The sequence below is a fragment of the Microbacterium sp. BR1 genome, assembly GCF_002812725.1.
Classification (GTDB): Bacteria; Actinomycetota; Actinomycetes; order Actinomycetales; family Microbacteriaceae; genus Microbacterium.
In genome coordinates, this window is sequence record NZ_NMUN01000007.1 from 112,910 (window position 1) to 138,453 (window position 25,544).

Below are 25,544 nucleotides of genomic sequence, written 5' to 3' on the forward strand. Positions count from 1 at the left end.
CCGATCACGCGACGCGGATGAGCTTCTTGTTGACGAACTCGTCGGCGCCCAGCAGCCCCATCTCGCGACCCGTACCCGAGCGCTTGACCCCGCCGAACGGCAGTTCGGGTGAGTCCGCGAGCACGAGGTTGACGTAGACCATGCCCGCATCGATCGCGTCGGCGACCCGCTCGGCCTGGGCCTCGTCGGTCGTGAACACATACGAGCCGAGGCCGAAGCCGGTGTCGTTGGCCAGGGCGACGGCGGCCGCCTCGTCCGCGACGCGGTAGACGACACCGACGGGTCCGAAGAACTCTTCGCCGTAGGCATCCATCTCGGGGGTGACGTCGGTCAGGACCGTGCCGGGGAAGAAGGCGCCGTCTCGCACGCCGCCCGTGACGAGCGTCGCACCCTGCTCGACGGCACGCTGCACCTGCTGCTCGAGACGCTCGGCGGCTGCGAGCGACGACAGCGGCCCGAGCACGGTGTCTTCGCTCATCGGGTCACCGACGGTCGCGGCGGCCATCGCCGCGGTGAACTTCTCGACGAAGGCGTCGTACAGCGCATCCACGACGACGAACCGCTTGGCGCCGTTGCAGGACTGGCCGACGTTGTCGAGCCGCGCCTCGACCGCGGACTCCACCGCGGCGTCGAGGTCGTCCGTCGAGAGCAGGATGAACGGGTCCGAGCCGCCGAGTTCGAGGACGACCTTCTTCAGGCTCCGACCGGCGACCTCGGCGACCGCCGCACCCGCGCGCTCGGATCCGGTGACCGAGACACCCTGCACGCGCGGGTCGGCGATGATCGTCGCGGCCTGCTCGTTGGTGGCGTACAGGTTGACGTAGACGCCCTCGGGGAATCCGGCATCGCGGTACATCCGCTCGATCGCCGCGGCGGACTCGGGGCACTGCGGGGCGTGCTTGAGCAGGATCGTGTTGCCGATCGCGACGTTCGGCGCCGCGAATCGGGCGACCTGGTAGTACGGGAAGTTCCACGGCATGATCCCGAGCAGCGGGCCGAGCGGTGACCGGCGGACGACCGCCGTGCCCTCGCCGAGGATGTCGATCGGCTGATCGGCCGTGATCTTCGCGGCGTTGTCGGCGTAGAACTGCGTGATGTCGGCGGCGAAATCGACCTCACCGAGCGCCGCGGCGAGCGGCTTACCCATCTCGCGCACGATGATCTCGGCCAGTTCCCCACGCCGCTCGCGGTGCAGGTCCGCCACGCGGTTCAGGCGCTCGGCGCGTTCGGCGACGGATGCGTCGCGCGCCCAGTCGCGGTACGCGGCGGTGGCCGCGGCGACGCTCGCCTCGATCTGCGCGTCCGTGAAGGTGGCGTATGTGGCGAGGGTCTCGCCCGTGGCCGGATTGACGACGGCGTATTCGGTCATGATCGCTCCCATTCGCCCGCGTCAGTCGACGGGGATCAGCGTGTACTTGGTCGACAGGTATTCGTGGATGCCCTCCAGGCCACCCTCGCGCCCGACGCCGGACTGCTTGACGCCGCCGAACGGTGCGGCCGCGTTCGAGACGACACCGACGTTCAGCCCCATCATCCCCGTCTCGAGGCGATCGATCATGCGGTGTCCGCGGGCGAGATCCTGCGTGAAGACGTACGACACCAGACCGTACTCGGTGTCGTTCGCGAGCCGGACGGCCTCGTCCTCGTCCCGGAAGCGCGCGATCGCGAGCACCGGCCCGAAGATCTCTTCGCGCAGGATCTCGCTGCCCGGGGCGACGTCGGCGATGACGGTGGGCTCGAAGAACGACCCCTCGCCGGCTATCGCCGATCCACCCGTCACGAGGCGCGCACCGCGTTCGACGGCGTCCGTGACGAGACCGGATGCCTTCGCCACGGCGTCGTCGTCGATGAGCGGCCCGATCTGCACGTCGTCCTCGGTGCCGCGCCCGATCCGCATCGCGGCGACGCGCTCACCCACGCGGCGGGCGAATTCGTCCGCGACCGAGTCGTGCACGATGAACCGGTTCGCGGCGGTGCACGCCTGGCCGATGTTGCGGAACTTCGCCTGCAGGGCGCCCTCCACGGCCTTGTCGAGGTCGGCGTCGTCGAACACGACGAACGGAGCGTTGCCGCCGAGCTCCATCGAGACGCGCAGCACGCCCTCGGCGGCCTGGGCGATGAGCTTGCGTCCCACTCCGGTCGATCCGGTGAAAGACAGCTTCCGCAGCCGCGGGTCGGCGATGATCGGCGCCGACAGCGCCGACGACGACGACGAGTTCACGACGTTGACCACACCCGCGGGGAGGCCCGCCTCTTCCAGGATGGTCGTGAAGAGCATCGTGGTGAGCGGTGTCAGAGCGGGAGGCTTGATCACGACGGTGCACCCGGCGGCGAGCGCCGGGGCGATCTTGCGCGTCGCCATCGCGAGCGGGAAGTTCCACGGCGTGATGAAGAACGACGGGCCGACCGGACGCTGCGAGACGACCATCCGGCCGGTGCCCTCGGGGTTCAGCCCGTAACGACCCGCGATCCGCACGGCCTCTTCCGAGAACCAGCGCAGGAACTCGCTGCCGTAGGCGACCTCGCCGCGCGCCTCGGCGAGCGGCTTGCCCATCTCGAGCGTCATGACGAGCGCCAGGTCTTCTTTGCGCTCCTGCACCAGATCGAAAGCGCGGCGCAGGATGTCGCTCCGCGTCCGCGGGGGCGTGGCAGCCCAGGCATCCTGAGCCGCCACGGCCGCGTCGAGGGCGCGCATGCCGTCTTCGGGCGTCGCATCGGCGATCGTCTTGATGACGGCGCCCGTCGCGGGGTCGCGGACGTCGAAGGTGCGCGCGCCCGTCGCATCCGTCCACTCACCCCCGATGAAGAGACCGGAGGGGATGGATGCCAGAAGAGCGGCTTCGCGCTCGGGAGTGATGCTCATCGGAGAGATTCCTTACGTGCGCGACGTGCGCTGATGGGGGCGTCGAGGGACAGGGTTTCACCGCGGAAGAACGCGGGGCTGCGGAAGCGCTGGATCACCATGATCACGATACCGAGGCCGATGATCACGACCCCGAGGACGAACACGCTACCGAGGCCGAACCATTCGGTTCCGCTGCCGTAGTCGGGGTCCATGCTCTCGACGAGCGTGATGACGAACAGTGCCGCCAGGATGATCCCGCCGACGAGGGGGAACAGCAGGGTGAAGAAGACGTTCCGCACCGAGTCGAACCACTGCTTGCGGAAGTACCAGACGCACGCGAAGGCCGTGATGCCGTAGTAGAAGCAGATCATCAGACCGAGGGTCGTGATGGTGTCCCAGAGCACGTTCTCGTTCACGAAGCGCATGACGGCGTAGAAGACCGACGCGATCACGGCCGACACGATCGTGGCGTAGCCCGGGGTGAAGAAGCGCGGCGTGACGGCGGCGAACTTCTTCGGCAGGGCCCCGTAGTGCCCCATCGCCAGCAGGGTACGCGCCGGGGAGACGAACGTCGACTGGAGCGACGAGACCGAGCTGGTCAGCACCGCGAGCGAGACGAGGAAGGCGAGGGGGCCGAGGATCGGTCCGCTCAGGAAGAAGAACACGTTCGCCTGGATGTCCTCGTTGCCGAGTCCGAGCTCGCCCGTCCCGATCCCCGCGAAGGCGAGCAGCGAGATCGAGATGAGCAGGTAGAGCACGACGATCGTGATGACGGTGAGCGTTGCCGCGCGACCCGGCGTCTTCTCGGGATCCTTCGTCTCCTCGTTCATCGTGAGGGTGACGTCCCACCCCCAGAAGATGAAGATCGACAGCGACAGGCCCGCGACGACGGCCGTGAACGAACCGACCGCGAAGGGGTTGAACCACGACAGTTCGGGCATCGAACCGTCGAAGGCGTTGCCCTGCGCGACGTGCACGAAAGCGGCGATCGCGAAGATGACGAGCACGAGCACCTGGAACCCGACGAGGAAGTACTGCAGCTTCTGCGTCGTCTGCATGTCGCGATACGAGATCGTCGTCGCGCCCAGCATGAACAGCAGACAGACGGCGACATTGATGAACGGGTTGAACGCGAGATCCGCGATGGCGCCGTTCGTCTGCGCGATCTGGTCGATCAGCAGAAAGAAGAATTCGACGGCTATGCCCGCGAGGTTCGACAGCACCAGGATCGTGGCGGCGATCAGCCCCCACCCCGCCATCCATCCGACCCACGGACCGAACGCGCGGGCGGCCCACGTGAACGATGTTCCGGAGTCCGGCATCTGGCGGTTGAGCTCGCGGTAGCCGAACGCGACGAGCAGCATCGGGATGAATCCGATGAGGATGATCGCGGGTACCTGGAACCCGACCTCGGAGACGGTGGGGCCGAGGGCCGCCGTCAGCGTATACGCCGGCGCAATGCACGAGATGCCGATGACGACCGCGCCGATCAAGCCGACGGTCCCCGCGCTCAGCCCCTTCTTGGAGAGGCCTCCGTCCAACGGGTCTCCCGTCCCCGGGACGCTTTCTCGGGTGGTGCTCATGAGCGGTCTCCTTCCAAAGCGTGCGTGCGGGGTACGACGATCATGGGCACCGGGAGCTCCCGGAGCATCTTGGCGGCGGTGGAGCCGAGGAACAGGCGGCGCGGCTGCGCGAGGCGGCTCGATCCGACCAGCACGACCTCTCCGTCCTGCCAGTCCAGAGCGGCGACCGCGTCCTCGATGCTCGCGCCCTGGGCGGCGAAGGCCTCGGCGACGATATCGGCGGGAAGCGCCGCACGGGCCTGCGCGAGGACCAGGTCGGCGTGCGTCGATCCGGCGAGCCGGATGACGCCCGTGTCGACCCCCGATGGCAGATCGATCGTCACGAGCGACACGAGCCGCAGCGTCACGCCGGTGGCCGTGGCGAGAGCGACGGCGTCCTCGATCAGGGCATCCGCACCGGGGCGCGTTCCGACGGCCGCGGTGATACGCGTGAGGGGTGCCGACACGGTGCGGGCACCGGCGGGTGCGAGCACGACCGGCACGGTCGAGGAGTGCAGAAGCTCATTCGCCACGGAACCCAGCGTGTAGCGGCCGAGGAGGCCCCCGGGCGAGGCACCGACCACGATGTATGCCGCGCCGAGTTCCGTCGCGACCTCGAGGAGCCCTTCGGCGAAGGAGTCCGCGTGGCGCACGTGAGTGCCGAGCGCCAGACCCTCGGGCAGTCCCGCGGCGGCCTGATCGAGCCATCCGGTCGCCTGCTCGCGCACGTACGCGTCGTAGCTGGCGTCCGGGGGCACGACGGCCCCGCGGCCCTCGTCGAGCAGAACCGTGACGAGCTCGATCCGTCCGTGGGCGGCGGTGGCGAGACGGGCGGCGAGCGCCACGGCGTCGGCGCCGGAATCGGTCGCGGTGTAACCCACGACGAACACGGGTGCGCTCATGCGCGGGCCTCCTCGATGATGTGAGCGGCGGCCTCGCGACCCATGCGGATCGCGCCGTCGACGTGCTGGTAGCCGGCGCCGGCCAGGTCGCTGCAGGCGAAGTGGATGGGACCGACCGGGGTGCGCAGGTCCGCGCCGTACCGGGACAGGCCACCCAGGTCGAAGCTCGCGGCGTAGGCGCCGCGCGTCCATTCCTCCGAGCCCCAGTCGCTCTCGTAGTAGACGATCGGGTTCTTCGCCTCGGGGCCGTAGTAGTGCGAGAGCGACTCCAGGATGCGCTCCTTGCGCTCCTCGGCGCTCAGCCGGAACAGGTCGTCGGCCGTCTGGTCCGACACGAAGCCGACGAGGGTCCCGCGCGCATCGCCGTGATTGGTGTTGTCGTACGCCTCGTGCGAGAGCTCGTACGGGCTGAACGCCGTGCCGGAGAGCCCCTTGTCGCGCCAGAACGGCGTCTCGTAGACGGCGTGCACCTTGATGACGAATCCCATCGAGAGGTGCTGGTGCATCTGGTGCTGCAGCCGCGGCAGCGCGGGAACGTACGAGATGCGCGAGTAGAGGTTGGGGGCGAGCGCGTTGATCGCGAAGCGGGCCCGGACCGTCGTCGATTCGGCGATCGCCGTGACCCCGGACTCGCCCCACTCGAGCGTCCGCACGGGCTCGTTCAGCAGCACGTCATCGCCCAGGCGCTCGGCCAGGAGGATGGGCACCTGTTGGAGGCCACCCACGACGCGCTTGTCGAGGATGAAGTCGGCGTCGACGAGGTGCGAGTACGAACCGGCCGAAGCCGCCATGAGCAGCGACTGCAGCAGCGAGAAACTGTGCGTCGGCTTCGTCAGCATGGCCGAGCCCGTGGCGAAGGCGAGGTTGCGAACGGCCTCGTCGTCGTCCGTCTGCGTGCGCAGCCACGCATCCCACGAGATCCGATCCCACTCGGCGGCCTTCTCGTGCGCCCACGGCCGGTCGGGGTCGATCTCGGCGACCATCGCGTCGAGACGCTCGGTGATCTCGGCGATCACGCGCTCGGTCTCGGCAGACACGGGGAACATCTCCCCGGTGAACCGGTGCGCCACGCCATCCGGTCCGATGTACACGCTGTCGCCCTCCCGGTAGCGACTGAACGTTTCGAGACCGAGCTCGGCGACCGTGTCGATCAGGGCGTCCTGGTCGGGAGAGACCCACTGTCCACCGATCTCGAGCATGGCGCCGTCGATCTCGTCGGTCCAGAGCCGACCGCCGACGCGGTCTCGGGCCTCGAGCACGGCGACCGACAACCCGGCCTTGCGCAGCGCGTTCGCCGCGGTCAGACCCGCGGCCCCCGCCCCGATGACGACGACGTCACGGGTGATCTCGTTCATCTGGCGTTCTCCTTCAATCGCGAGCGAGGGCGCCCTCGACGACGTCGAGTCCCTCGTTCAGCAGGTGGTTCGGGATGGTCAGGGGTGGCAGGAACCGGATGATGTTGCCGTACGTTCCGCACGTCAGCACGATCACGCCGTTCGCGATGCAGTCCTTCGCGATCCGCGCCGTGAGCGCGCCATCGGGCTCGCCCGTCTCGGGATCGACGAACTCGGCGGCGATCATCGCACCGTAGCCGCGCACGTCACCGATGCGGGCGTCGGTTGCGGCCAGGGCGCGCAGCCGGGACGTCAGGATGTCGCCGATCTCGCCCGCTCGATCGAGCAGGCCGTCCTCGACGTAGGACTCGATCGCGGCGAGCGCCGCGACGCACGCGAGCGGGTTGCCGCCGTAGGTGCCGCCGAGCCCACCCGCGTGCGTGGCATCCATGATCTCGGCCCGGCCCGTCACGCCCGAGAGCGGCAGCCCGTCGGCGATGCCCTTCGCGGTGACGATCAGATCGGGCACGACGTCGAAGTGCTCGCTGGCGAACCAGCGTCCGGTGCGGGCGAAGCCGGTCTGCACCTCGTCGGCGATGAAGACGACGCCGTTCTCGCGGCACCACTCCGCGAGCGCGGGCAGGAATCCGTCGGCGGGCACGATGAAGCCGCCCTCACCCTGGATGGGTTCGATGATGACGGCCGCGACGTTGTCGGCGCCGACCTGCTTCTCGATGTGCGAGATCGCCTTCTCGGCGGCCTCGGGCCCCGTGAGCCCGTCGCGGAACGGGTACGACATGGGAGCGCGGTAGATCTCTCCCGCGAACGGACCGAAGCCGTGCTTGTACGGCATGTTCTTCGCCGTCAGGGCCATCGTCAGGTTGGTGCGCCCGTGGTACGCGTGATCGAACGCGACGATGGCGTTGCGCTTCGTATATTTGCGGGCGATCTTGACCGCGTTCTCGACGGCCTCGGCCCCCGAGTTGAACAGGGCGGTCCGCTTCTCATGCGTGCCCGGGGTGAGTTCGTTGAGCGCTTCGGCGACGGCGACGTAGGACTCGTACGGCGCGATCATGAAGCACGTGTGCGTGAAGCGGTTCAGCTGTTCCGTGACCGCGGCGACGACGCGCGGGTTGGAGTTTCCTGCCGTCGTGACGGCGATCCCCGAGCCGAGGTCGATCAGCGAGTTGCCGTCGGCGTCGACGACGACTCCCCCGCCGGCGGCGACGGCCGCGATCGGGACCGTGTGCCCGACGCCCGCCGCCACGGCGGCGGCCTTGCGGTCCAGGATCTCGCGGGACCGCGGTCCCGGCAGGCTCGTGACGAGGCGGCGCTCCTGGGGGAGCGAGGGCCCGCCGAGGGGCAGCGCTGTGAAGCTCTCGATGACGCTCATGATGGGGAGCGTAGGCCCGGATGGCAAGCGCGCGCACTCACCGTCGTGTACAACTTTGTCGCGCTTACTATCCACCGCGTATAGCCTGGTCCCGTGGCCTCCCCCGCTCCGCCGACTCCGTCGGCACCCACGCTGCGTGCCCTGCTGGCACGCACGGACCTTGGCCTGCGGCTCGCCGGCGAGGGCGGAGAGCCGCGCGACGACGCGCTCGACCGACCCATCCGCTGGATCCACAGCTCGGACCTCGCGGACCCCACTCCGTTCCTCTCCGAGGGGCTCGCCCTCCTCACGACGGGGACGCAGTTCCTCGACACGGACGACGCGACGACCTATGACGAGTACGTCGCACGCCTGTCCGCCCGCGGTGTCGTCGCCCTCGGCTTCGGAACCGAGGTCGTGCGCGAGGGCATTCCCCGGGGACTCGGGGCGGCCTGCCAGAGGCACGGGATGCCTCTGGTCGAGGTTCCCTACCGCACTCCCTTCATTGCGGTGGCCCGCGCCAACGCCGAGGCCGTCGCGGCCCAGACGTACGCGCGACGCAGCTGGTCCCTGGCGGCGCAGCGGGCGATCTCCCTCGCTGCGCTCCGGCCGGATGGGCTCGGCGCGACGCTCGCCGAGCTCTCGCGGCAGCTCGACACCTGGGTGGGCCTGTTCGACGCGACCGGAATGCTGACGCGCCAGCATCCGTCCTCGGGGCTGGACGCCGAGGTCTTCGATGGCCTGCACGACGAGGCTCGGCGAGTGCTCCGGCGCGGCGCGCGGGCGGGTTCGACGCTGCGGGTCGGCGACGTACCCTTCACGCTCCAGACACTGGGCCGCGGCGGGCGCCTGCGCGGGGCGATCGCGATCGCCGCGGGCGACCTGGACCAAGAGAGCCGGAGCGTCGTGACCGCGGTCATCGCGATGGCCGGTCTCGCCCTCGAACAGAGCGAGGGCGCGGCGCGGGCGCGGGGGCAGCTACGAGCGGGCGTCATCCAGATGCTGCTGGCCGGACAGCCGGGCATCGCGGCGCGTATCGCTCGAGAGATGTGGGGCGGGCTGCCCGAGGCGCCCGTCGTCGTCGCGGTGGCGGATGCCGCGGCCTCGCGCCGCGAGGCCGTGACCGACCGCTTCGAGCTGCTCGCGGAAGAGCTTCACGGCCGTCTCTTCTTCGGGCGTGAGACATCCGGAGTCGTTCTCGTCCTCTCACCCGACGACGCGGAGGTGCTCGCCGAGGTGGCCGCGGACCTGGGCCTGCGGATCGGGCTCTCCGACCCGACCCGGTACGACACGTTCTCCGCTGCCGCCGCACAGGCACGTACGGCCCGGGACCGCGCGGCGGGCGCCGGACTCGCGCGGTTCGCGGATCTCGGCGCGGGCGGTGTGCTCGCGCTGCTCGGCGGGCCGGACGCTCGCGCCGCCGGGCGCGCACAACTCGAACCCCTCCTCCGCCACGATGCCGAGCGGGGTAGCGCCCTCGTCGAGACGGTTCGGTCGTGGCTCGAGCACGACGGATCCCACGAGGCGACGGCGCGGGCGCTCGGCATCCATCGCCATACGGTGCGCGCGCGAGTCGCGACGGCGGGCCGGTTGATCGATCGCGATCTCGCGACGTTCGCGGCGCGCGCCGAGCTCTGGGCCGCGCTCCGCACCCTCGGCTGAGTCCCCGATCGAGCCCTGACCTCAGGCGCAGCCGCAGCTGCCGCGGACGATCAGGCGCGGCGCGAACACGACGTCGAACGGCCGGCCGTCTTCCGGGGGCGCGCCCGCGGCGCCGGCGAGGATCCGGGCCGCCGCACGCCCCATGGCCTCCATCGGCTGCCGCACCGTCGTCAGGGGCGGCGTGCTCAGACGTGCCGCGAGCGTGCCGTCGAAACCCGTGACGATCACGTCGTCCGGCACGCGTACGCCCAGCGCGGCGAGCGCGTCGAGGGTGGCGAACGCGTGCTGATCGGTCGCGCAGACGAGCGCCCTCGGCAACCGTCCCGCCGCGTGGAGCGCGCCGAGTTGCGGAATGAGTTCGTCGTCCCCCCGCACGGTGGCGTCGATGGCCTCCGTGCGCATGCGCACGCCGTGGGTCGCCAGGCCCTCGCACAGTCCGTCGAAGCGCTGCGCGCTATCGGATGCCTCGCGTCGACCGACGAACGCCACGTCGTGCACACCGTGGACGGTGACGAGGTGGTCGGCCAGGTCGCGCATCCCGCCGACGTTGTCGACGCGGACGCGGTGGTGCGGGTCATCCGCGGGAAGGATGCTGAAGAGGACGATCGGGATCGTCGGCGCGTAGCGCGCGAGCGTCGGCGAGGTCTGCTCGGAGGGGAAGATCGCCAGTCCGTCCACCCGCCCGGCGGTATCGGCCACCGACACGTCGCTGTTGTTACCGCTGCTGAGCATGACGGGTCGTCCGAGGGCCCAGCACTCCAGTTCGAACCCGCGCTGCACCTCGTCGACGTACAGGGGGAACGCCCGCGGATCGGCCAGGACGTCGTCGTCCGTCTCCGACCATTCGATCAGGCGTCTCTCCGCCAGCCGCGGCGTGTGCAGTCCGGCGAGCGGATGCTTCGACTCGGCGACCGGTTCGGCACGTTCCAGAAGCAGGTCGAAGGCGTGCAGTCCCAGGGTGCCGGTTCGTCCGCGAGCGAGACCGCGGGCCGCCGCACTCGGCGCGTATCCGAGACGTCGCGCCGCGGCGAGGACGCGCTCACGCGTGGCCTCGCTGAGCTGGTCCGGCCGACGGAAGGCGAACGAGACCGAGGCGATCGACACGCCCGCCGCCTCGGCGACGTCGTAGACCGTCGGGCGCCGCGCGCTCTTGTCATCCCCCATGCGCCCCGTCACTCCTCGTCCGGCCGACCGCCCTCGTCCCCGGAAAGATCGAGTCCGAAGTGGACGGGGAACAACGGATCCTCGGTGTCCGACGGTACATCCTCGCGCGACCGGCGCACGGCATCCATCGACCGGGGGATCTCGATCGGCAGACGGCCGCGCGGTGCGACGCGCCCCCGGAGCGCCTCCAGCACGGCGTGTCCCGAGCTGCCGTAGTCGACGACGATCGCCGCCGCGTGGCCGACGAAGGGCGTCAGGATCGCGGGGCGATCGAGGGTGACGACGAGCACGAGCGGGCACTGCGCGGCCAGCTGCTGCAGGCGGTAGACGAGCCCCGGCGGGAATTCCAACGACCCCTGGTGGAACCAGGCCTCCAGGAACAGATCGTCGCGCTGGTCGAACGGCGCCGCGATCCGCACGAGCGCGAGATCCGCCTGCGTGGGGTCGGTCACGATCGCTCCGACACCCGCGAGGTCCTCGGGACGGAACCCCTCGGCGTAGACCGCGCCGACCGGGCTCATGGGCAGGACGGGGCGCCCGTCGCGCTCCTCGTTGACGAGGACCGTGAGCGAACGGGACTGGGCGCGCTCCCCCCGCAGCCGGAACTCGGCATTTCCGACGACGCGCTCGGCCTCGTCCACGTCGACGTACGGGTCGTCGAACAGCCCCAGCGCGAACTTGACGCGCAACAGCCGACGCGCCGACGCGTCGATGCGCTGCTCGGGCACGCGCCCCGAGCGCACCAGGTCGATCAGCAGGTCGACGCACTCCTCGCCGCCGAACTGATCCGCCCCGGCGTCGAGGATCTTCTCCATCCTCTCGGCGGGAGTCAGGTGCTCGACACCCCACGCCCGCGCCGGCAGCACCTGGTCACCGACGTGGTTGTCGTTGACGAGTTCCCAGTCGGTCACCACGACGCCGTCGTAGCCGAGCTCTTCTCGCAAGAGCCCCGTCACGATCTGCCGGTTGAACCCGAACCCGACCTCTTCGATGGCCTCGCCGTCGCGCACGAGTCCCACCGGCATGCCGTAGTAGGGCATCATCGCCGCCGTCCCGCGCCGGATCGCCTCGCGGAAGGGCTCGAGGTGGTACTCGAACATGCCGCCCGGGTACACCTGCTCTCGGCCGTACGGGAAGTGGGCGTCCTCTCCGCCCGCCTGCGGGCCACCTCCCGGGAAGTGCTTGGTCGTGCACGCGACGCTGTCGGGACCGAGCTCCTCGCCCTGGAAGCCCCGCAGGTACGCCGCGGTGAACTCGGTCACGCGCGCCGCGTCCTGTCCCAGCGTCTGCGCCTGTCGCCCCCAGCGCGGCTCGGTGGCGAGATCGATCTGCGGATGCAGGGCCGCACGGATGCCGACGGCGCGGTACTCCCGCCGGGCGATCTCGGCGAACTCCCGCACCGTCTCGACGTCGTCGAGAGCCGCGAGCCCGAGGCCCTCGGGCCACTGCGAGAACGGTCCGGCAGCGAAGCCGACACCGGTGTTCTCGACGAACGCGTGCCGCGGATCGGTGCTGATCGTGACCGGGATACCGTGCGGGGTCGTCTCGGCGAGCGCCTGCAGCCGGTTGTTCCACTCGGCCGCCTGCCGGGCCGTGCGGATGGCGTGCACGTTGAAGTGCGTCAGGTTCTTGCCGACGACGACGGTCGACGTGGGCGACTTCGAGATACGGCCGGGCGACTCGAGAAGCTCCCCCGATTCGCCGACCTCGATGACCGTGTGGAACATCAGCCCGCACTTCTCCTCCAGGCTCAGCCGCTGGAGGAGGTCTTCGGTGCGCGTGTCGACGTCGACGCGCGGGTCTTCGAAGGGATCGAGCACACCGTTGTCGTTGAGGTCGCGAAAGCGCGTGCCGTCGGGCGCGGTGAGGAAGCGGGGCGAGGTCATCGGGTCCTTTCCGTGGGGGCTCGCCGGGTCACTTGAGTCCCGTGGAGGCGATGCCCTGGATGAAGTAGCGCTGCAGGAAGACGAACAGCAGGATGATCGGCGTGATCACGAGGACGGAGCCGGCGAGCAGCAGACCGTAGTCGGTCGCGTTCTGCCCGGTCGAGTAGAGCGAGAGCGCCACGGGCAGGGTGTACATGTCCTCGGTCTGGGCCGACACGAGTGGCCAGAGGAAGTTGTTCCACGAGGCCAGGAAGGTCAGGATGCCGAGGGTCGCCAGGGGCGGCCCGCACAGGGGCATCACGATCCGGGCGAAGATCCGCAACTCGCCCGCGCCGTCGATGCGGGCGGCCTCCAGCAGCGAGTCGGGGATGCCGAGCGTGAACTGCCGCATCAGGAACACGCCCAGCGGGGTCGTGATGAAGGGCAGGACGAGCGCGGCGTAGCTGTTGACCAGGCCGAGTGAGGACACCATGACGAACAGGGGCACGAAGGTGACGACCCCCGGAACCATGAGCGTCAACATCACCACGAGGAACAACGCGCGCTTGCCGGGGAAGTCCATCTTCGCCAGGGCGTAGCCGACCATGGAGCAGAACAGCAGGTTGCCGGCAACGGTCAGCACGGCGACGAGGAGGCTGTTGCCGAAGAACTGCCCGAAGCCCAGTTCGCCGAACCACGCGGCGAAGTTGTCCCACGTGAACTCCTGCGGCCACCACGTGGGCGGGCGCTGCAGGATCTCGCGCTGCGTCTTGACCGAGCCCAGCAGCATCCAGGCGAACGGGGTCAGCCAGACGACCAGGCCGACGGCGAGCACGGTGTAGGTCAGGGCACGGCCCGTCATCCGACGCGGGGCACGCGGTGTGCGACGGGGCCCGGTGGCCGGCACGACGGGTGGGGGTGCGGGAGTTGATGCGGATGCGGGCCCGGGTGCGGTCAGAGTCATGTCGACTCCTCTCAGTCTCGCGAGCGCAGCAGTCGGAACTGCAGCAGGCTCAACAGCGCGATGGCCAGGAACAGGATGTAGCTGGCCGCGGAGGCGGTGCCGTACTGTCCGAAGCCGAACTGCTTGAAGGTGTAGTAGGCCACCGAGATGGTGGAGTTCAGAGGGCCGCCCTGCGTCATCACGAACGCCTCTTCGAAGAACTGCAGGAAGCCGACCGAGATGAGCACGGCCCCGAGCAGCAGTGTGGGACGCAGCAGGGGCAGCGTGATCGAGGTCAGGCGCCGCCGTGCCGAGGCGCCGTCCATGAGCGCGGCCTCTTTGACGTCGACGGGAATGGCCTGCAGCCCCGCCAGGAAGATCACCATGAGCGTCCCGACGTTCCGCCACACCGCCATGGCGATGAGTGAGGGAAGCGCCCAGGAGGTGTCGTTGAGCCAGTCGGGGCCCTGTATGCCGACGAGCGCGAGCGCCGCGTTGAGCAGACCGTCGGGCTGCAGGATGTATCGCCAGACGACCGAGACGGCGACGATGCTCGTCACGACGGGGGCGTAGAAGCCCACCCGCAGAGCCGAGACGACGCGACCGTTCCCCGCGTTGAGAGCGAGCGCCAGGGCCAGAGCGAGCGCCATGGTCACGGGGATGCCGATGATCACGAATGTGCCGGTCACGGCCATCGACGTCAGGAACACCGGGTCGCCGAGCACGGCCGCGTACTGCTCGAGCCCGACGAAGTTGACCGAGAAGGGCGAGCGGATGTCGGCGGCCCGGAAGTCCGTGAACGACATCGCGAACGACCCGACGATCGGCACGACCATGAAGAGCGCGAAGACGATGACGAACGGCAGGGCGAAGCCCCATGCGATCCATCCGCGACGGCGTCGACGGTTCACGCCGCGGGCGGGGCGGGGACGCCCGAGCCGAAGCCCGGTCGTCCCCGCGAGCGCCTGGGCCACGGCTCAGCCCAGACCGAGGGTGTCGGCAGTCGCCTGCAACTCCTTCAGCCCCTCGGCCGGAGTCTGCTGACCGAGCCGGATCTTCTCGAGCATGGCGTCACCCGCGGCCGCGACCTGCACCCACGTGGTGGTGGCGGGTACGGACTTGGCCGTCTCGAGCTGGGTGCCGAAGGCGGCGAGGGTGGGCTGCGACGAGAGCGCGTCGTCTTCCCAGGCCGCCTGGACGGCCGGGAGGTCGCCCGTGGCCTCGTACCAGGCCGTCTGCGTCTCGGGCTCGGTGAGCCACTGCGCGAGCTTCCAAGCGCTGACGGCGTTGTCGGAGTCGGCGAAGACCGCGAGGTTCGCGCCACCGCTGAACGAGGTCGAGGATTCCCGGGTCGGCAGGACCGCCGTCGTGAAGGTGTCGGCGAAGCCCTCTCCGCCGAGCTCTTCGAGCTGGCCGATGAGGAACGGCCCATCGATGAGCATCGGGGTCGCTCCCGAGATGAAGTCGGCTTCCTGGGCACCCGCCGAACGATCCGCGGCGGGGTTGGCGATGCCGTCGGTGAAGTAGCTCTGGTAGTACTCGTACGCCTCGACGGCCTCGGGGCTGTCGAGGGTCCACTCCGAGCCGTTCTCGAGTTCGACCCCGTTGGACCACGGCATCCAGAGCGTTCCCTGGAACGAGTCGTTGCCGGCCGGGAAGCGGATGCCGTACTCGGCGCCCGCCTTGGACTGCATGTCGGCGGCGAACTGCTTCAGCTCGTCCCACGTCGTCGGGGCGCTGTCCCAGCCCGCTGCTGCGGCCAGGTCGGTGCGGTAGTAGAGCACCCGCGTGTCGACGTACCACGGCACTCCCGTGGCGCGATCGTCGATCTCGGTCGAGTCCAGGGCGCCCGGGAACATGCCGTCGGTCTCGAAGTCGGTGGGCACCGTCTGGAAGGCGTCGGCGAAGTCGGCCATCCACGTCGACCCCATCATCGCGATGTCGGGCGTCGTGCCGCCCGCGATCGCCGTCTGGATCTTGCTGTAGGCGGCATCCCACGGAATCGCCGTCACCTCGACCGTCACACCGGGGTTGGCCTCTTCGAACTGCGCGACGAAGTCGGGCAGCGCCTCGCCCTCCGCGCCCATGGCCCACATCGTGATCGTTCCGGTCGCGCTCGCGTCACCGATCGTGGTGGCGCTGTCGGGCCCGCCGTCCGTCTCGGCCGCGCGACCGCATCCCGCGAGCGCGAGAGCCGCCGCCGTGATCAGGGCGACCGCGCCCCATCGAGTGTTCTTCATGTTGTTCCTCCTCGAACGCGCACCACGAACGGTACGGATGCTTCTTATGCGCTTAAACAATGTTCGCAAGAATAACCCCGTGCCGCGTCTGGCGCAACACGTGCAGCCCGCATCCGTCCTGAGCGTCGACCGCCCGAACGACTCAGCGAGGGGCGTGCGCGTCGAGGAACTCGTAGACGTCGGTCGTGTCGACGCCGGGGAACGACCCGGTCGGCAGCGTCGCGAGCAGCGTGCGGGGCGTCCGCACGTTCGGCCAGGCCTGATCGCGCCACACGTCCTCGAGGTCGGCGGGCGCACGGCGGCAGCACACCTCCACCGAGTGCTTCGAAACGCCACGGTTCGGGGTGTCGCGACCGATGAACCACTTCGTGTCGTCGAAGCGCACCCCGACGCTCACGGAGTGGGCGCCCTCGCTGGATGCCTCGACCCGGGCCGTGCACCAGTAGGTGCCGTTGCCCGTGTCGGTGTACTGGTAGTACGGGTTGAAGCGGTCGTCGACGTCGAAGACGACGCGGCTGGTCCAGCGCCGGCAGCACATCTGGCCCTCGATCGATCCGAGGCGGTCGGTCGGGAAGTTCACGTCATCGTTTTCGTAGGCCTTCGTGATCGTGCCCGACTCGTGCACCTTCAAGAAGTGCACCGGGATGTCGAGGTGCCGGGTCGCCAGGTTCGTGAACCGGTGCGCCGCGGTCTCGTACGACACCGAGTAGGCGTCACGCAGATCCTCGATCGAGATGGCGCGCCGCTCCTTCGCCTCCCGCAGGAACGGCACGGCGTGCGCCTCGGGGATGAGCAGAGCCCCGGTGAGATAGTTCGTCTCGACGCGCTGGCGCAGGAACTCCGCATAGCTCGTCGGCTCGGCGTGCCCCAGGATGCGACTCGACAGCGCCTGCAGCACCGCGGTGCGCGGGTCGCCCTTCGCCGAGATCCGGCTCGAGAGGTAGAGACGGCCGTTCTTGAGGTCGGCGACGCTCCGGGTCGTCTGCGGCAGGTCCGGCACGTAGTGGATCGTGAAGCCCAGGTGGGCCGCGATGTCGGACGCGGATCGCTGGGTGAGCGGTCCACCCGGATGCCGTACCGCCTCCAGAATGCGCACCGCGTGCGCCTCGAGCTCCGGGAAATGGTTGTGCTGCCGCCGCATCAGGTGGCGCAGCTCGACGTTGGCACGCCGGGCCTCTTCGGGCGTCGCCGCACGTTCGTCGCGGAGTCTCTCGATCTCGCCCTGCAGCGCGAGCATGGTGCGCAGTGCCTCGGTGGGCATCGTCTTGCCGATCCGGAACGGCTCGATTCCGAGCGCGCGGAACGTCTGTCCCGACATCGCTCGTTCCAGTGAGATCTCGAGCGTCGACCGCTCGTCCAGCGGCTCGGACTCGAGCAGCGCGTCGAGGCTCGTGCCGAGTGCGCGGGCGATCGAGCGCAGCAGGCTGAGCTTCGCCTCCCGCTTGCCCGTCTCGATCATCGACAGCTGGCTCGGCACGCGATCGACCGCCGCGGCGAGCTCCTCGAGCGTCATGCCGCGCGCGGTGCGCAGTTGCCGGATGCGTCGGCCGATCGTGAGGGGATCCACCTCTTCATCCTCGTCGGGCTCGAGGCCTGCTACCGGGCGCGTGACGCTACTCATACCCCGATTCTGTCACGAAAGCAGAATTTTCAGAAAAATTCACGCCTGGATCGGTGATGTCCATCTGCTTTCTTCACCCAAAGTGGAGGCAAGCCCACCGAGGCGCCGATCACGAAGGACACAGATCATGACCATCACAGAAACCCGCACGCTGCCCCCCACCACAACCGCTCCCTCGATCGAGGTCCTCGGCGCACTCGGCAACCGGTACGACGAGGTCCTCACTCCCGATGCGCTCGCATTCCTCACCGAACTGCACCAACGCTTCTCGTCCCGTCGGCACGATCGCCTCGCCGACCGGATGCGTCGCCGGTTCGAGATCGGTAACGGTCACGACCCGCGCTTCCGCGACGACACCGCGCACGTCCGCGCCGACGACACCTGGCGCGTTGCGGGAGCGGGGCCCGGTCTCGAAGACCGCCGCGTGGAGATCACCGGGCCGACCGACCCGAAGATGACGATCAACGCGCTCAACTCCGGCGCGCGGGTGTGGCTGGCCGATCAGGAGGACGCCACATCCCCCACCTGGAAGAACGTGATCGAGGGCCAGCTGTCACTGCGTGACGCGATCCGCGGCGAGCTGTCGTTCACGTCGCCGGAAGGCAAGACCTACAGCGTGACCGCCGAGCGCACCCCGACCATCGTGATGCGCCCGCGCGGCTGGCACCTGGGCGAGCACCACATGCGGTACACGGACCGCGCGGGGCGGCAGCTCGCGGCATCCGGATCGCTCGTGGACTTCGGCCTCTACTTCTTCCACAATGCCCAAGCGCTCATCGATTCGGGACGCGGGCCGTACTTCTACATCGCCAAGATCGAGTCGAGCGAGGAGGCCAAGCTCTGGGACGACGTGTTCTCGTTCAGCGAGGACTACCTCAGCATCGCGCATGGCACGATCCGCGCCACCGTGCTGATCGAGACGCTCCCCGCGGCGTTCGAGATGGACGAGATCCTCTACGAGCTGCGCGACCACTGCGCCGGCCTGAACGCGGGCCGCTGGGACTACATCTTCTCGATCATCAAGAACTACCGCGGTCGCGGTGCGCGGTTCGTCCTGCCGGACAGGAGCGAGGTGACGATGACGGTGCCGTTCATGCGCGCCTACACCGAACTGCTCGTGAAGACCTGCCACAAGCGTGGAGCCTTCGCGATCGGCGGCATGAGCGCGTTCATCCCGAACCGTCGCGACCCCGAGGTGACCGCGCGCGCCTTCGAGAAGGTCGCGGCGGACAAGAAGCGCGAGGCCGGCGACGGGTTCGACGGCACATGGGTGGCGCACCCCGACCTGATCCCCACCGCGATGGCCGAGTTCGACGCGGTGCTCGGCGACCGACCGAACCAGCTCGATCGCCAGCGGGATGACGTGCATGTCACGGCCGCGGATCTGCTCGACGTGCACATCGGCAGGCCCGTGACCGCCGCGGGCGTGCACGCGAACGTGTCGGTCGCGATCCGCTACATCGAAGCGTGGCTGCGGGGCCTCGGAGCCGTGGCGATCGACAACCTCATGGAGGATGCGTCAACGGCCGAGATCTCCCGCAGCCAGGTGTGGCAGTGGATCCACCAGGACCGCTCCACCGCGGAGGGCGACCCGATCACCCGCGAGTACGTCGAAGGTCTCATCGGCGAGGTTCTGCGTGAGGCCGACCGACGCGCGGGCGACCGATACGACGATGCCGCGCAGATCTTCCGCGAGGTGGCGCTGGGCCAGGACTTCCCGGCCTTCCTGACGCTCCCCGCATACGCGAAGTACCTCGTCGAGCTCGCCTGATCGAGCGCTCGACCCCCACTATCCACCCCACATGCCTAAGGAATGGACATGACCCACTACTCAGACGACATCGAAGCCGTCGACGCCCTCAAGAAGCAGAACGGACCGAGTTGGGATGCCATCAACCCGGAGCACGTCGCCCGCATGCGCGCGCAGAACCGCTTCAGGACCGGGCTCGAAATCGCCCAGTACACGGCCGACATCATGCGGCACGACATGGCGGAGTACGACGGCGACTCATCGTCGTACACGCAGTCCCTGGGCGTCTGGCACGGCTTCATCGGACAGCAGAAGCTCATCTCGATCAAGAAGCACTTCAAGACCACGAAGAAGCGCTACCTCTACCTGTCGGGGTGGATGGTCGCCGCGATGCGCTCGGAGTTCGGTCCGCTACCCGACCAGTCCATGCACGAGAAGACCTCGGTGCCTGCCCTCATCGAAGAGCTCTACACCTTTCTTCGGCAGGCCGATGCGCGCGAACTCGACCTTCTGTTCACGAAGCTCGACGCCGCCCGCGCCGCAGGAGATGAGACGGCCGAGGAATTCATCCGTTCCCAGATCGACACCTACGAGACGCACGTGGTGCCGATCATCGCCGACATCGATGCCGGCTTCGGCAACCCCGAGGCGACGTACCTGCTCGCGAAGAAGATGATCGAGGCGGGCGCGTGCGCCATCCAGATCGAGAACCAGGTGTCGGATGAGAAGCAGTGCGGCCACCAGGACGGCAAGGTCACCGTGCCGCACGACGACTTCATCGCCAAGCTCCACGCCGTCCGGTACGCGTTCCTCGAACTCGGGATCGACAACGGCATCATCGTCGCGCGCACGGACTCGCTCGGCGCAGGCCTCACCCAGAAGCTCGCCGTCTCGCAGACGCCGGGCGATCTCGGCGACCAGTACAACGCCTTCCTCGACGTCGAAGAGATACCCGCGTCCGAGCTGGACGACGGCGACGTCGTCATCCGTCGGGGCGGCAAGCTGCTGCGCCCGCGGCGGCTCGCGAGCAACCTCTACCAGTTCCGCCCCGGCACGGGCGAGGCCCGATGCGTGCTCGACTGCATCACCTCGCTGCAGAACGGCGCCGACCTTCTGTGGATCGAGACCGAGAAGCCCCATGTCGAGCAGATCGCGGGCATGGTGGACGAGATCCGCAAGGCGATCCCGAACGCGAAGCTCGTCTACAACAACAGTCCGTCCTTCAACTGGACGCTCAAGTTCCGTCAACAGGCGTACGACCTCTTGGTCGAGCAGGGTGCCGACGTGTCGGCCTACGACCGCGGCGATCTGATGAGCGTCGCCTACGACGATACGGAGCTGGCGCGCCTCGCCGACGAGAAGATCCGGACGTTCCAGAAGGATGGATCTGCCCGCGCGGGAATCTTCCATCACCTCATCACCCTGCCGACCTATCACACGGCCGCGCTGTCGACGGATGATCTCGCCAAGGGCTACTTCGGCGACGAGGGGATGCTCGCCTACGTCACGGGCGTGCAGCGCCGCGAGATCCGCGAGGGCATCGCGACCGTGAAGCACCAGAACATGGCCGGCAGCGACATCGGCGACAACCACAAGGAGTATTTCGCGGGCGACGCCGCGCTCAAGGCGGGCGGCAAGGACAACACGATGAGCCAGTTCGGCTGAACCAGCGGCGTTCAGACGAACGGATGCGCGCCCGGAGAGGTCCGCTACAGTGAGCTTCGTGGCACGGTATCAGGCCTCTCCGGGATCGCAGACATCCCTGCGCGAGGCGAACCGTGCCCGCGTGATCGACGGCCTGAAGCGCTACGGACGCCTGACGCAGATCGAACTTGCGGGCATCACGGGCCTCTCGCCCGCGACGGTGTCGAACATCGTCAAGGAATTGACGGCCGCCGGGATCCTGAACACGTCGATCACCTCACGCAGCGGCAGGCGCGCGACGCTCGTCTCGCTCGCCCGGCGCCTCGGGATCGTCGCGGGGGTGCACTTCTCGTCGCGCCACCTGCACATCGCCATCGCCGACGCGACCCGCACGATCGTCAGCCAGTCGACGCTTCCGCTTCCCGTCGATCACCGTCACGACGCCGAGCTCGATCGCCTCGCCCTCCTGCTCAGCGACATGATGGACTCGATCGGCGGATCGCTCTCCGACATCCTGGCCATCGGCCTGGCGTTGCCCGCCCCCATCGACCCGCGCACGGGGCGGGTGTCGGCACCCGGCCTGTTGCGCGGGTGGGAGGGCGTGGACGTCGCGGCGAGCCTCGCCGCCCGCACCGGGCGCGAGGTGTTCATCGACAGCGAGGCGAATCTCGGCGGCCTCGCGGAGGCGCGCGAGGGCGCGACCCGCACGTCCGCCTCATCCGTCTACATCCGCGTCGGTCAGACGATCAGCGCGGGACTCGTCGTCGGCGGCGATCTCTTCCACGGCGTGAACGGCAAGGCGGGACAGATCGGCCACATCACGCTCGACGAGAACGGTCCGGTCTGCCGCTGCTCGAACCGCGGATGCCTCGAGACCTACGCGGGGGGTCCCGCCCTGCTGAGTCTCTTCGCCCCGGACGGGGCCTTCCGGCGCCTCAGCGACCTCGTCCAGGCGGCGGATCTCGGCGACGGGCGAGCGCGCCGCGTCATCGCGGACGCCGGAAAGCACCTCGGGATCGCGGCAGCGAGCCTGACGAACCTGTTCGACCCCGAGGCGATCGTCGTCGGGGGCGAACTGTCTCGCGCCGGCGAGATCCTGCTCGCGCCCATGCGGCACGCGCTCGAGCGCGCCGCGCTGTCGGCGTCCGGCGAGCTCCCCGAGATCATGGAGTGCAGTTTCGGCGAGTGGACCGAGACGCGCGGCGCGATCGCCCTGGCCCTCGACCACGTGGTCGTCGATTCGGAGTCCGTCGCTCTCCCCGCGTGAGCGCGAGCTTAGACTCGTCGCGTGTCGATGGTGATTCGCTGTGCCCCGTTCGTGCGTGCTCGCGCGAGCGTGGCAGCGGCGATCGCGATGATGCTGCTCGCGGCGGCGATGCTGAGCGGGTGCACGGGTGCCGGGGCGGGGGGCGGCAAGATCGGGCTGCTGCTGCCCGACGCGAAGACGGCGCGCTACGAGACCTTCGACCGCCCCTATTTCGAAGAACGGGTGGCGGAACTCGGCGGCTACGAGGTGCTCTACGCCAACGCGGATCAGGACATGAGCAAGCAACAGGAACAGGCCGAGTCCCTGCTTGCCGCGGGGGTCTCGGTGCTCGTGCTCGACCCCGTGGATGCCGAGGCCGCCGTCAGCATCGTCAACGCCGCATCCGGGCTCGGTGTGCCGGTCGTCTCGTACGATCGCCTGATCGCCGGCGGAGACCTGGCCTACTACGTGTCGTTCGACAACGCCCTGGTGGGCGTTCTGCAGGCGCAGGCGCTGGTCAACGCCCTTGCGACGGGCGGCGGCGGCGGGATCCTGATGGTCAACGGATCGCCCACGGACAGCAACGCGCCCCAGTTCGAAGAGGGTGCGCTCAGCGTCATCGACTCCAGTCACCTGCACGTTCTGGCCGCGTACGACACCCCGGATTGGAGTCCCGACAAGGCGCAGGAGTGGGTCGCGGGGCAGATCGCCCGCTTCGGGGCCGAGATCGAAGGCATCTACGCGGCGAACGACGGCACGGCCAGCGGCGCCATCTCTGCCGTGCGCAGCGCCAACCTCGACCCGCCCCCGCTCGTGACGGGTCAGGATGCCGAGCTCACCGCCGTCCAGCGGATCATCTCGGGCGACCAGTTCATGACGGTCTTCAAGGACATTCGTCCGCAGGCACGCAAGGCCGCTGAGGTCGCCGTCGCCCTTGCCCGGGGCGAGGAGGTCACCTCGTCCGTCGAGATCGACGGTGTCCCCGCGACTCTTCTGCTCCCGGTCGCCGTGACCCGCGCGAACATCGCCGAGACGATCGTCGCCGACGGCTTCTGGACGATCGATCAGATCTGCACGGAGGACTACGAACAGGCGTGTGTTGAGGCAGGATTGATCACTCCATGAGCGGCAGCACACGAGCGGACCTCGCCCGGCCCGGGGTGACCCGCGACCGGATCCTCACCGTGACCGGGGCCACGAAGCGTTTCGGCGCCGTCACGGCACTCAGTCACGTCGACTTCTGGGTCGACGAGGGCGAGGTCGTCGCGCTCGTCGGCGACAACGGGGCGGGCAAGTCCACGCTCGTGAAGCTCCTCGCCGGGGTGCACGCTCCCGACAGCGGCACCCTCGAGTTCGACGGGAGCGATGTGTCCCTCGCCGATCCCGCCGACGCCCACGACCTCGGCATCGCGACCGTCTTCCAGGATCTGGCGCTGTGCGACAACCTCGATGTCGTGGCCAACGTCTGGCTCGGACGTGAACTCGTCGCGGAGGGCCGGCTCGACGAGGTCGAGATGGAACAGCGGACCTGGTCTCTCCTGCGCGATCTGTCGGCACGCATCCCGTCCGTTCGCGACCATGTGTCGACCCTCTCGGGCGGGCAGCGCCAGACGGTCGCGATCGCGCGGTCACTCGTCGGCGAGCCGAAGATCGTGATCCTCGACGAGCCCACCGCGGCGCTCGGCGTGGCGCAGACGGCCGAGGTCCTCAATCTCATCGAGCGTCTGCGCGAGCGTGGGCACGGCGTCGTGCTCGTCAGCCACAACATGGCCGACGTCATGGCGGTGGCCGACCGGGTGGCGGTGTTGCGTCTCGGCCGTAACAACGGCGTCTACAACGTCGCCGAGATCACGACCGAGACGCTGCTCGCCGCGATAACCGGGGCCATCGAGCCGCCCCCGTCCGAGCCCCGCGCCGCCCGCGACGGGGTCATCTCGCTGGCCGACCGCGGCCGTCGCCGCCGGAGGCGCCCCGATGACCGCCTCTGAATCGGCACATCGACCCATCGGCGCGCTCATCGGACGTATTCGGGACGGTGCGGGGGCGCTCGTCGAGCGAACGCGCAGCGGTAACCTCGGCGCCCTGCCGGTGATCCTCGGGCTCGCCGTGATCTGGACGGTCTTCCAGATCCTCAATCCGGTGTTCCTCTCCAGCACGAACCTGGTCAACCTGACGCTGCAGTCCGCGGCGATCGGCACCATCACCCTCGGGGTCGTCATCGTGCTGCTCGTCGGTGAGATCGATCTCTCGGTCGGGTCCGTGTCGGGTCTCTCCGCCGCCGTCCTGGCCGTCGCGATGGTCCAGTCCCGCTGGCCGCTCGTGCTCGCCATGGTCGCGGGGGTACTCGCGGGCACGGTCGTCGGGCTGCTCTACGGATTCCTCTTCACCCGCTTCGGCATACCGAGCTTCGTGATCACCCTCGCCGGGCTCCTCGGCATCCTGGGAGTGCAGCTCTGGGTGCTCGGGGAGGTGGGTTCGATCAACCTGCCCTTCGACTCGTGGCTCGTCGTGTTCGCACAGCAGCTGTTCCTGCCGCCCTGGGCCTCGTACGCGGTGATCGCGGTTGCGGTGGCCGGCAGCGCCTGGGGGCGCCTCCGCACCGCCCGGCGACGTGAGCGGGCGAACCTGACCTTCCAGAGCACCCGCGCGATCCTCCTACGCGCTGCAGCCGTACTCGTCGGGCTCTCTGCGGCGGCCTGGTATCTGAATCTGTCGCGCGGGGTCGGGCTGTCCTTCCTGCTCTTCGTCCTGCTCGTCGTCGTCGCCGACTTCGCGCTGACGCGGACGCGCTGGGGCCGGGCCGTCTACGCCGTCGGGGGCTCGGTCGAGGCGGCACGACGGGCCGGGATCCGTGTGGACCGCATCTACGTCTCGGCGTTCGTCCTCTGCTCGACCCTCGCGGCGGCAGGTGGAATCCTCGCCGCGGCACGTCTCGCCGCGGTCAATCAGAGCTCCGGCGCGGCCGACACCAACCTCAATGCGATAGCCGCCGCGGTGATCGGCGGAGCGAGCCTGTTCGGCGGTCGGGGCACGGCGTGGGCGGCGCTGCTCGGTATCCTCGTCATCCAGTCGATCTCGTCCGGTCTGACCCTGCTCAACCTGGATTCATCCGTGCGTTTCATCGTCACCGGCGTCGTCCTGGTACTTGCCGTGATCATCGACTCGACGTCTCGCAAGAACCGCGCCGCATCCGGCCGGAACTGAACCCGAGGACTCGACGCGTCCCGTTTTGGATTCAGTTACTGAATCGTTGCCGAGTGGCGTTCCGCGAGAATGACGCGGCAACTGATCATTCTGCACAATATTCAGGCCGTTTAGCCTGCATATCCACCTCTCTTGCCGAGTAGCCGACGGCTCTGAATCGATTCGGTTGCCCTGGGAGCGTTCTTGCGTT

19 protein-coding genes are annotated in these 25,544 nt (G+C 69.0%); 7 read left to right on the top strand and 12 right to left on the bottom strand.

Annotation, left to right across the window (positions count from 1 at the left end):
• Window positions 1-4 precede the first annotated feature (4 nt).
• From CGU35_RS12370 to gabT, 6 genes are read right to left on the bottom strand one after another with little or no spacing between them, the layout of a single operon-like run.
• Complete coding sequence (locus CGU35_RS12370; RefSeq protein ID WP_100811959.1) at window positions 5-1,369, bottom strand: NAD-dependent succinate-semialdehyde dehydrogenase; 1,365 nt, start codon at window positions 1,367-1,369, stop codon at window positions 5-7.
• Between the two features lie 21 nt (window positions 1,370-1,390).
• Window positions 1,391-2,863, bottom strand: a complete 1,473-nt coding sequence (locus CGU35_RS12375; protein WP_100811892.1) for an NAD-dependent succinate-semialdehyde dehydrogenase — start codon at window positions 2,861-2,863, stop codon at window positions 1,391-1,393.
• Window positions 2,860-4,428, bottom strand: coding sequence for an APC family permease (locus tag CGU35_RS12380; RefSeq protein ID WP_100811893.1), 1,569 nt, complete (start codon window positions 4,426-4,428; stop codon window positions 2,860-2,862). The genes CGU35_RS12375 and CGU35_RS12380 overlap by 4 nt, the downstream gene beginning before the upstream one ends.
• Window positions 4,425-5,309: a universal stress protein gene (locus CGU35_RS12385; RefSeq protein WP_100811894.1), complete on the bottom strand. Its 885-nt coding sequence runs from the start codon at window positions 5,307-5,309 to the stop codon at window positions 4,425-4,427. The genes CGU35_RS12380 and CGU35_RS12385 overlap by 4 nt, the downstream gene beginning before the upstream one ends.
• Window positions 5,306-6,664 carry a flavin monoamine oxidase family protein gene (locus tag CGU35_RS12390; protein ID WP_100811895.1) on the bottom strand — a complete coding sequence of 453 codons (1,359 nt, stop codon included), beginning with the start codon at window positions 6,662-6,664 and terminating at the stop codon, window positions 5,306-5,308. The genes CGU35_RS12385 and CGU35_RS12390 overlap by 4 nt, the downstream gene beginning before the upstream one ends.
• Window positions 6,665-6,677: 13 nt before the next feature.
• Window positions 6,678-8,036 (bottom strand): 4-aminobutyrate--2-oxoglutarate transaminase, encoded by a 1,359-nt coding sequence (gabT, locus tag CGU35_RS12395; RefSeq protein WP_100811896.1) that lies wholly within the window; start codon window positions 8,034-8,036, stop codon window positions 6,678-6,680.
• Between the two features lie 93 nt (window positions 8,037-8,129).
• Here gabT and CGU35_RS12400 point away from each other — a divergent pair, with 93 nt between their 5' ends.
• Window positions 8,130-9,677 carry a PucR family transcriptional regulator gene (locus CGU35_RS12400; protein WP_100811897.1) on the top strand — a complete coding sequence of 516 codons (1,548 nt, stop codon included), beginning with the start codon at window positions 8,130-8,132 and terminating at the stop codon, window positions 9,675-9,677.
• 21 nt (window positions 9,678-9,698) lie between these two features.
• Here CGU35_RS12400 and CGU35_RS12405 read toward each other — a convergent pair whose 3' ends face one another.
• The 6 genes from CGU35_RS12405 to CGU35_RS12430 form a co-directional block, all read right to left on the bottom strand.
• Complete coding sequence (locus CGU35_RS12405) at window positions 9,699-10,841, bottom strand: LacI family DNA-binding transcriptional regulator (protein WP_100811898.1); 1,143 nt, start codon at window positions 10,839-10,841, stop codon at window positions 9,699-9,701.
• 8 nt (window positions 10,842-10,849) lie between these two features.
• The gene (locus CGU35_RS12410) at window positions 10,850-12,727 is read right to left on the bottom strand and encodes a glycoside hydrolase family 3 protein (protein WP_100811899.1); all 1,878 of its coding nucleotides are present in this window, start codon (window positions 12,725-12,727) and stop codon (window positions 10,850-10,852) included.
• A 28-nt stretch (window positions 12,728-12,755) separates the two neighbouring features.
• Window positions 12,756-13,670, bottom strand: a complete 915-nt coding sequence (locus tag CGU35_RS12415; protein WP_374935748.1) for a carbohydrate ABC transporter permease — start codon at window positions 13,668-13,670, stop codon at window positions 12,756-12,758.
• A gap of 11 nt (window positions 13,671-13,681) precedes the next feature.
• Window positions 13,682-14,623, bottom strand: a complete 942-nt coding sequence (locus CGU35_RS12420; protein ID WP_100811901.1) for a carbohydrate ABC transporter permease — start codon at window positions 14,621-14,623, stop codon at window positions 13,682-13,684.
• A gap of 3 nt (window positions 14,624-14,626) precedes the next feature.
• Complete coding sequence (locus CGU35_RS12425) at window positions 14,627-15,889, bottom strand: extracellular solute-binding protein (protein WP_100811902.1); 1,263 nt, start codon at window positions 15,887-15,889, stop codon at window positions 14,627-14,629.
• 142 nt (window positions 15,890-16,031) lie between these two features.
• Entirely contained in the window at window positions 16,032-17,510 is a 1,479-nt protein-coding gene (locus CGU35_RS12430) for an XRE family transcriptional regulator (RefSeq protein ID WP_100811903.1), read from the bottom strand.
• A 127-nt stretch (window positions 17,511-17,637) separates the two neighbouring features.
• Between CGU35_RS12430 and aceB the strand changes: the two genes are divergently transcribed.
• The 6 genes from aceB to CGU35_RS12460 are packed head-to-tail and all read left to right on the top strand — an operon-like array spanning window position 17,638 to window position 25,354.
• Window positions 17,638-19,281, top strand: coding sequence for a malate synthase A (gene aceB, locus CGU35_RS12435; protein ID WP_100811904.1), 1,644 nt, complete (start codon window positions 17,638-17,640; stop codon window positions 19,279-19,281).
• A gap of 48 nt (window positions 19,282-19,329) precedes the next feature.
• The gene (locus CGU35_RS12440; protein ID WP_100811905.1) at window positions 19,330-20,925 is read left to right on the top strand and encodes an isocitrate lyase; all 1,596 of its coding nucleotides are present in this window, start codon (window positions 19,330-19,332) and stop codon (window positions 20,923-20,925) included.
• Window positions 20,926-20,983: 58 nt separating this feature from the next.
• Window positions 20,984-22,171 (top strand): ROK family transcriptional regulator, encoded by a 1,188-nt coding sequence (locus tag CGU35_RS12445; protein ID WP_100811960.1) that lies wholly within the window; start codon window positions 20,984-20,986, stop codon window positions 22,169-22,171.
• Window positions 22,172-22,198: 27 nt separating this feature from the next.
• The gene (locus tag CGU35_RS12450; protein ID WP_100811961.1) at window positions 22,199-23,275 is read left to right on the top strand and encodes a sugar ABC transporter substrate-binding protein; all 1,077 of its coding nucleotides are present in this window, start codon (window positions 22,199-22,201) and stop codon (window positions 23,273-23,275) included.
• Window positions 23,272-24,138 carry an ATP-binding cassette domain-containing protein gene (locus tag CGU35_RS12455; RefSeq protein ID WP_100811906.1) on the top strand — a complete coding sequence of 289 codons (867 nt, stop codon included), beginning with the start codon at window positions 23,272-23,274 and terminating at the stop codon, window positions 24,136-24,138. Before CGU35_RS12450 ends, CGU35_RS12455 begins: the two co-directional genes overlap by 4 nt.
• Window positions 24,125-25,354, top strand: a complete 1,230-nt coding sequence (locus tag CGU35_RS12460) for a sugar ABC transporter permease (RefSeq protein ID WP_100811907.1) — start codon at window positions 24,125-24,127, stop codon at window positions 25,352-25,354. Before CGU35_RS12455 ends, CGU35_RS12460 begins: the two co-directional genes overlap by 14 nt.
• Window positions 25,355-25,544 lie beyond the last annotated feature (190 nt).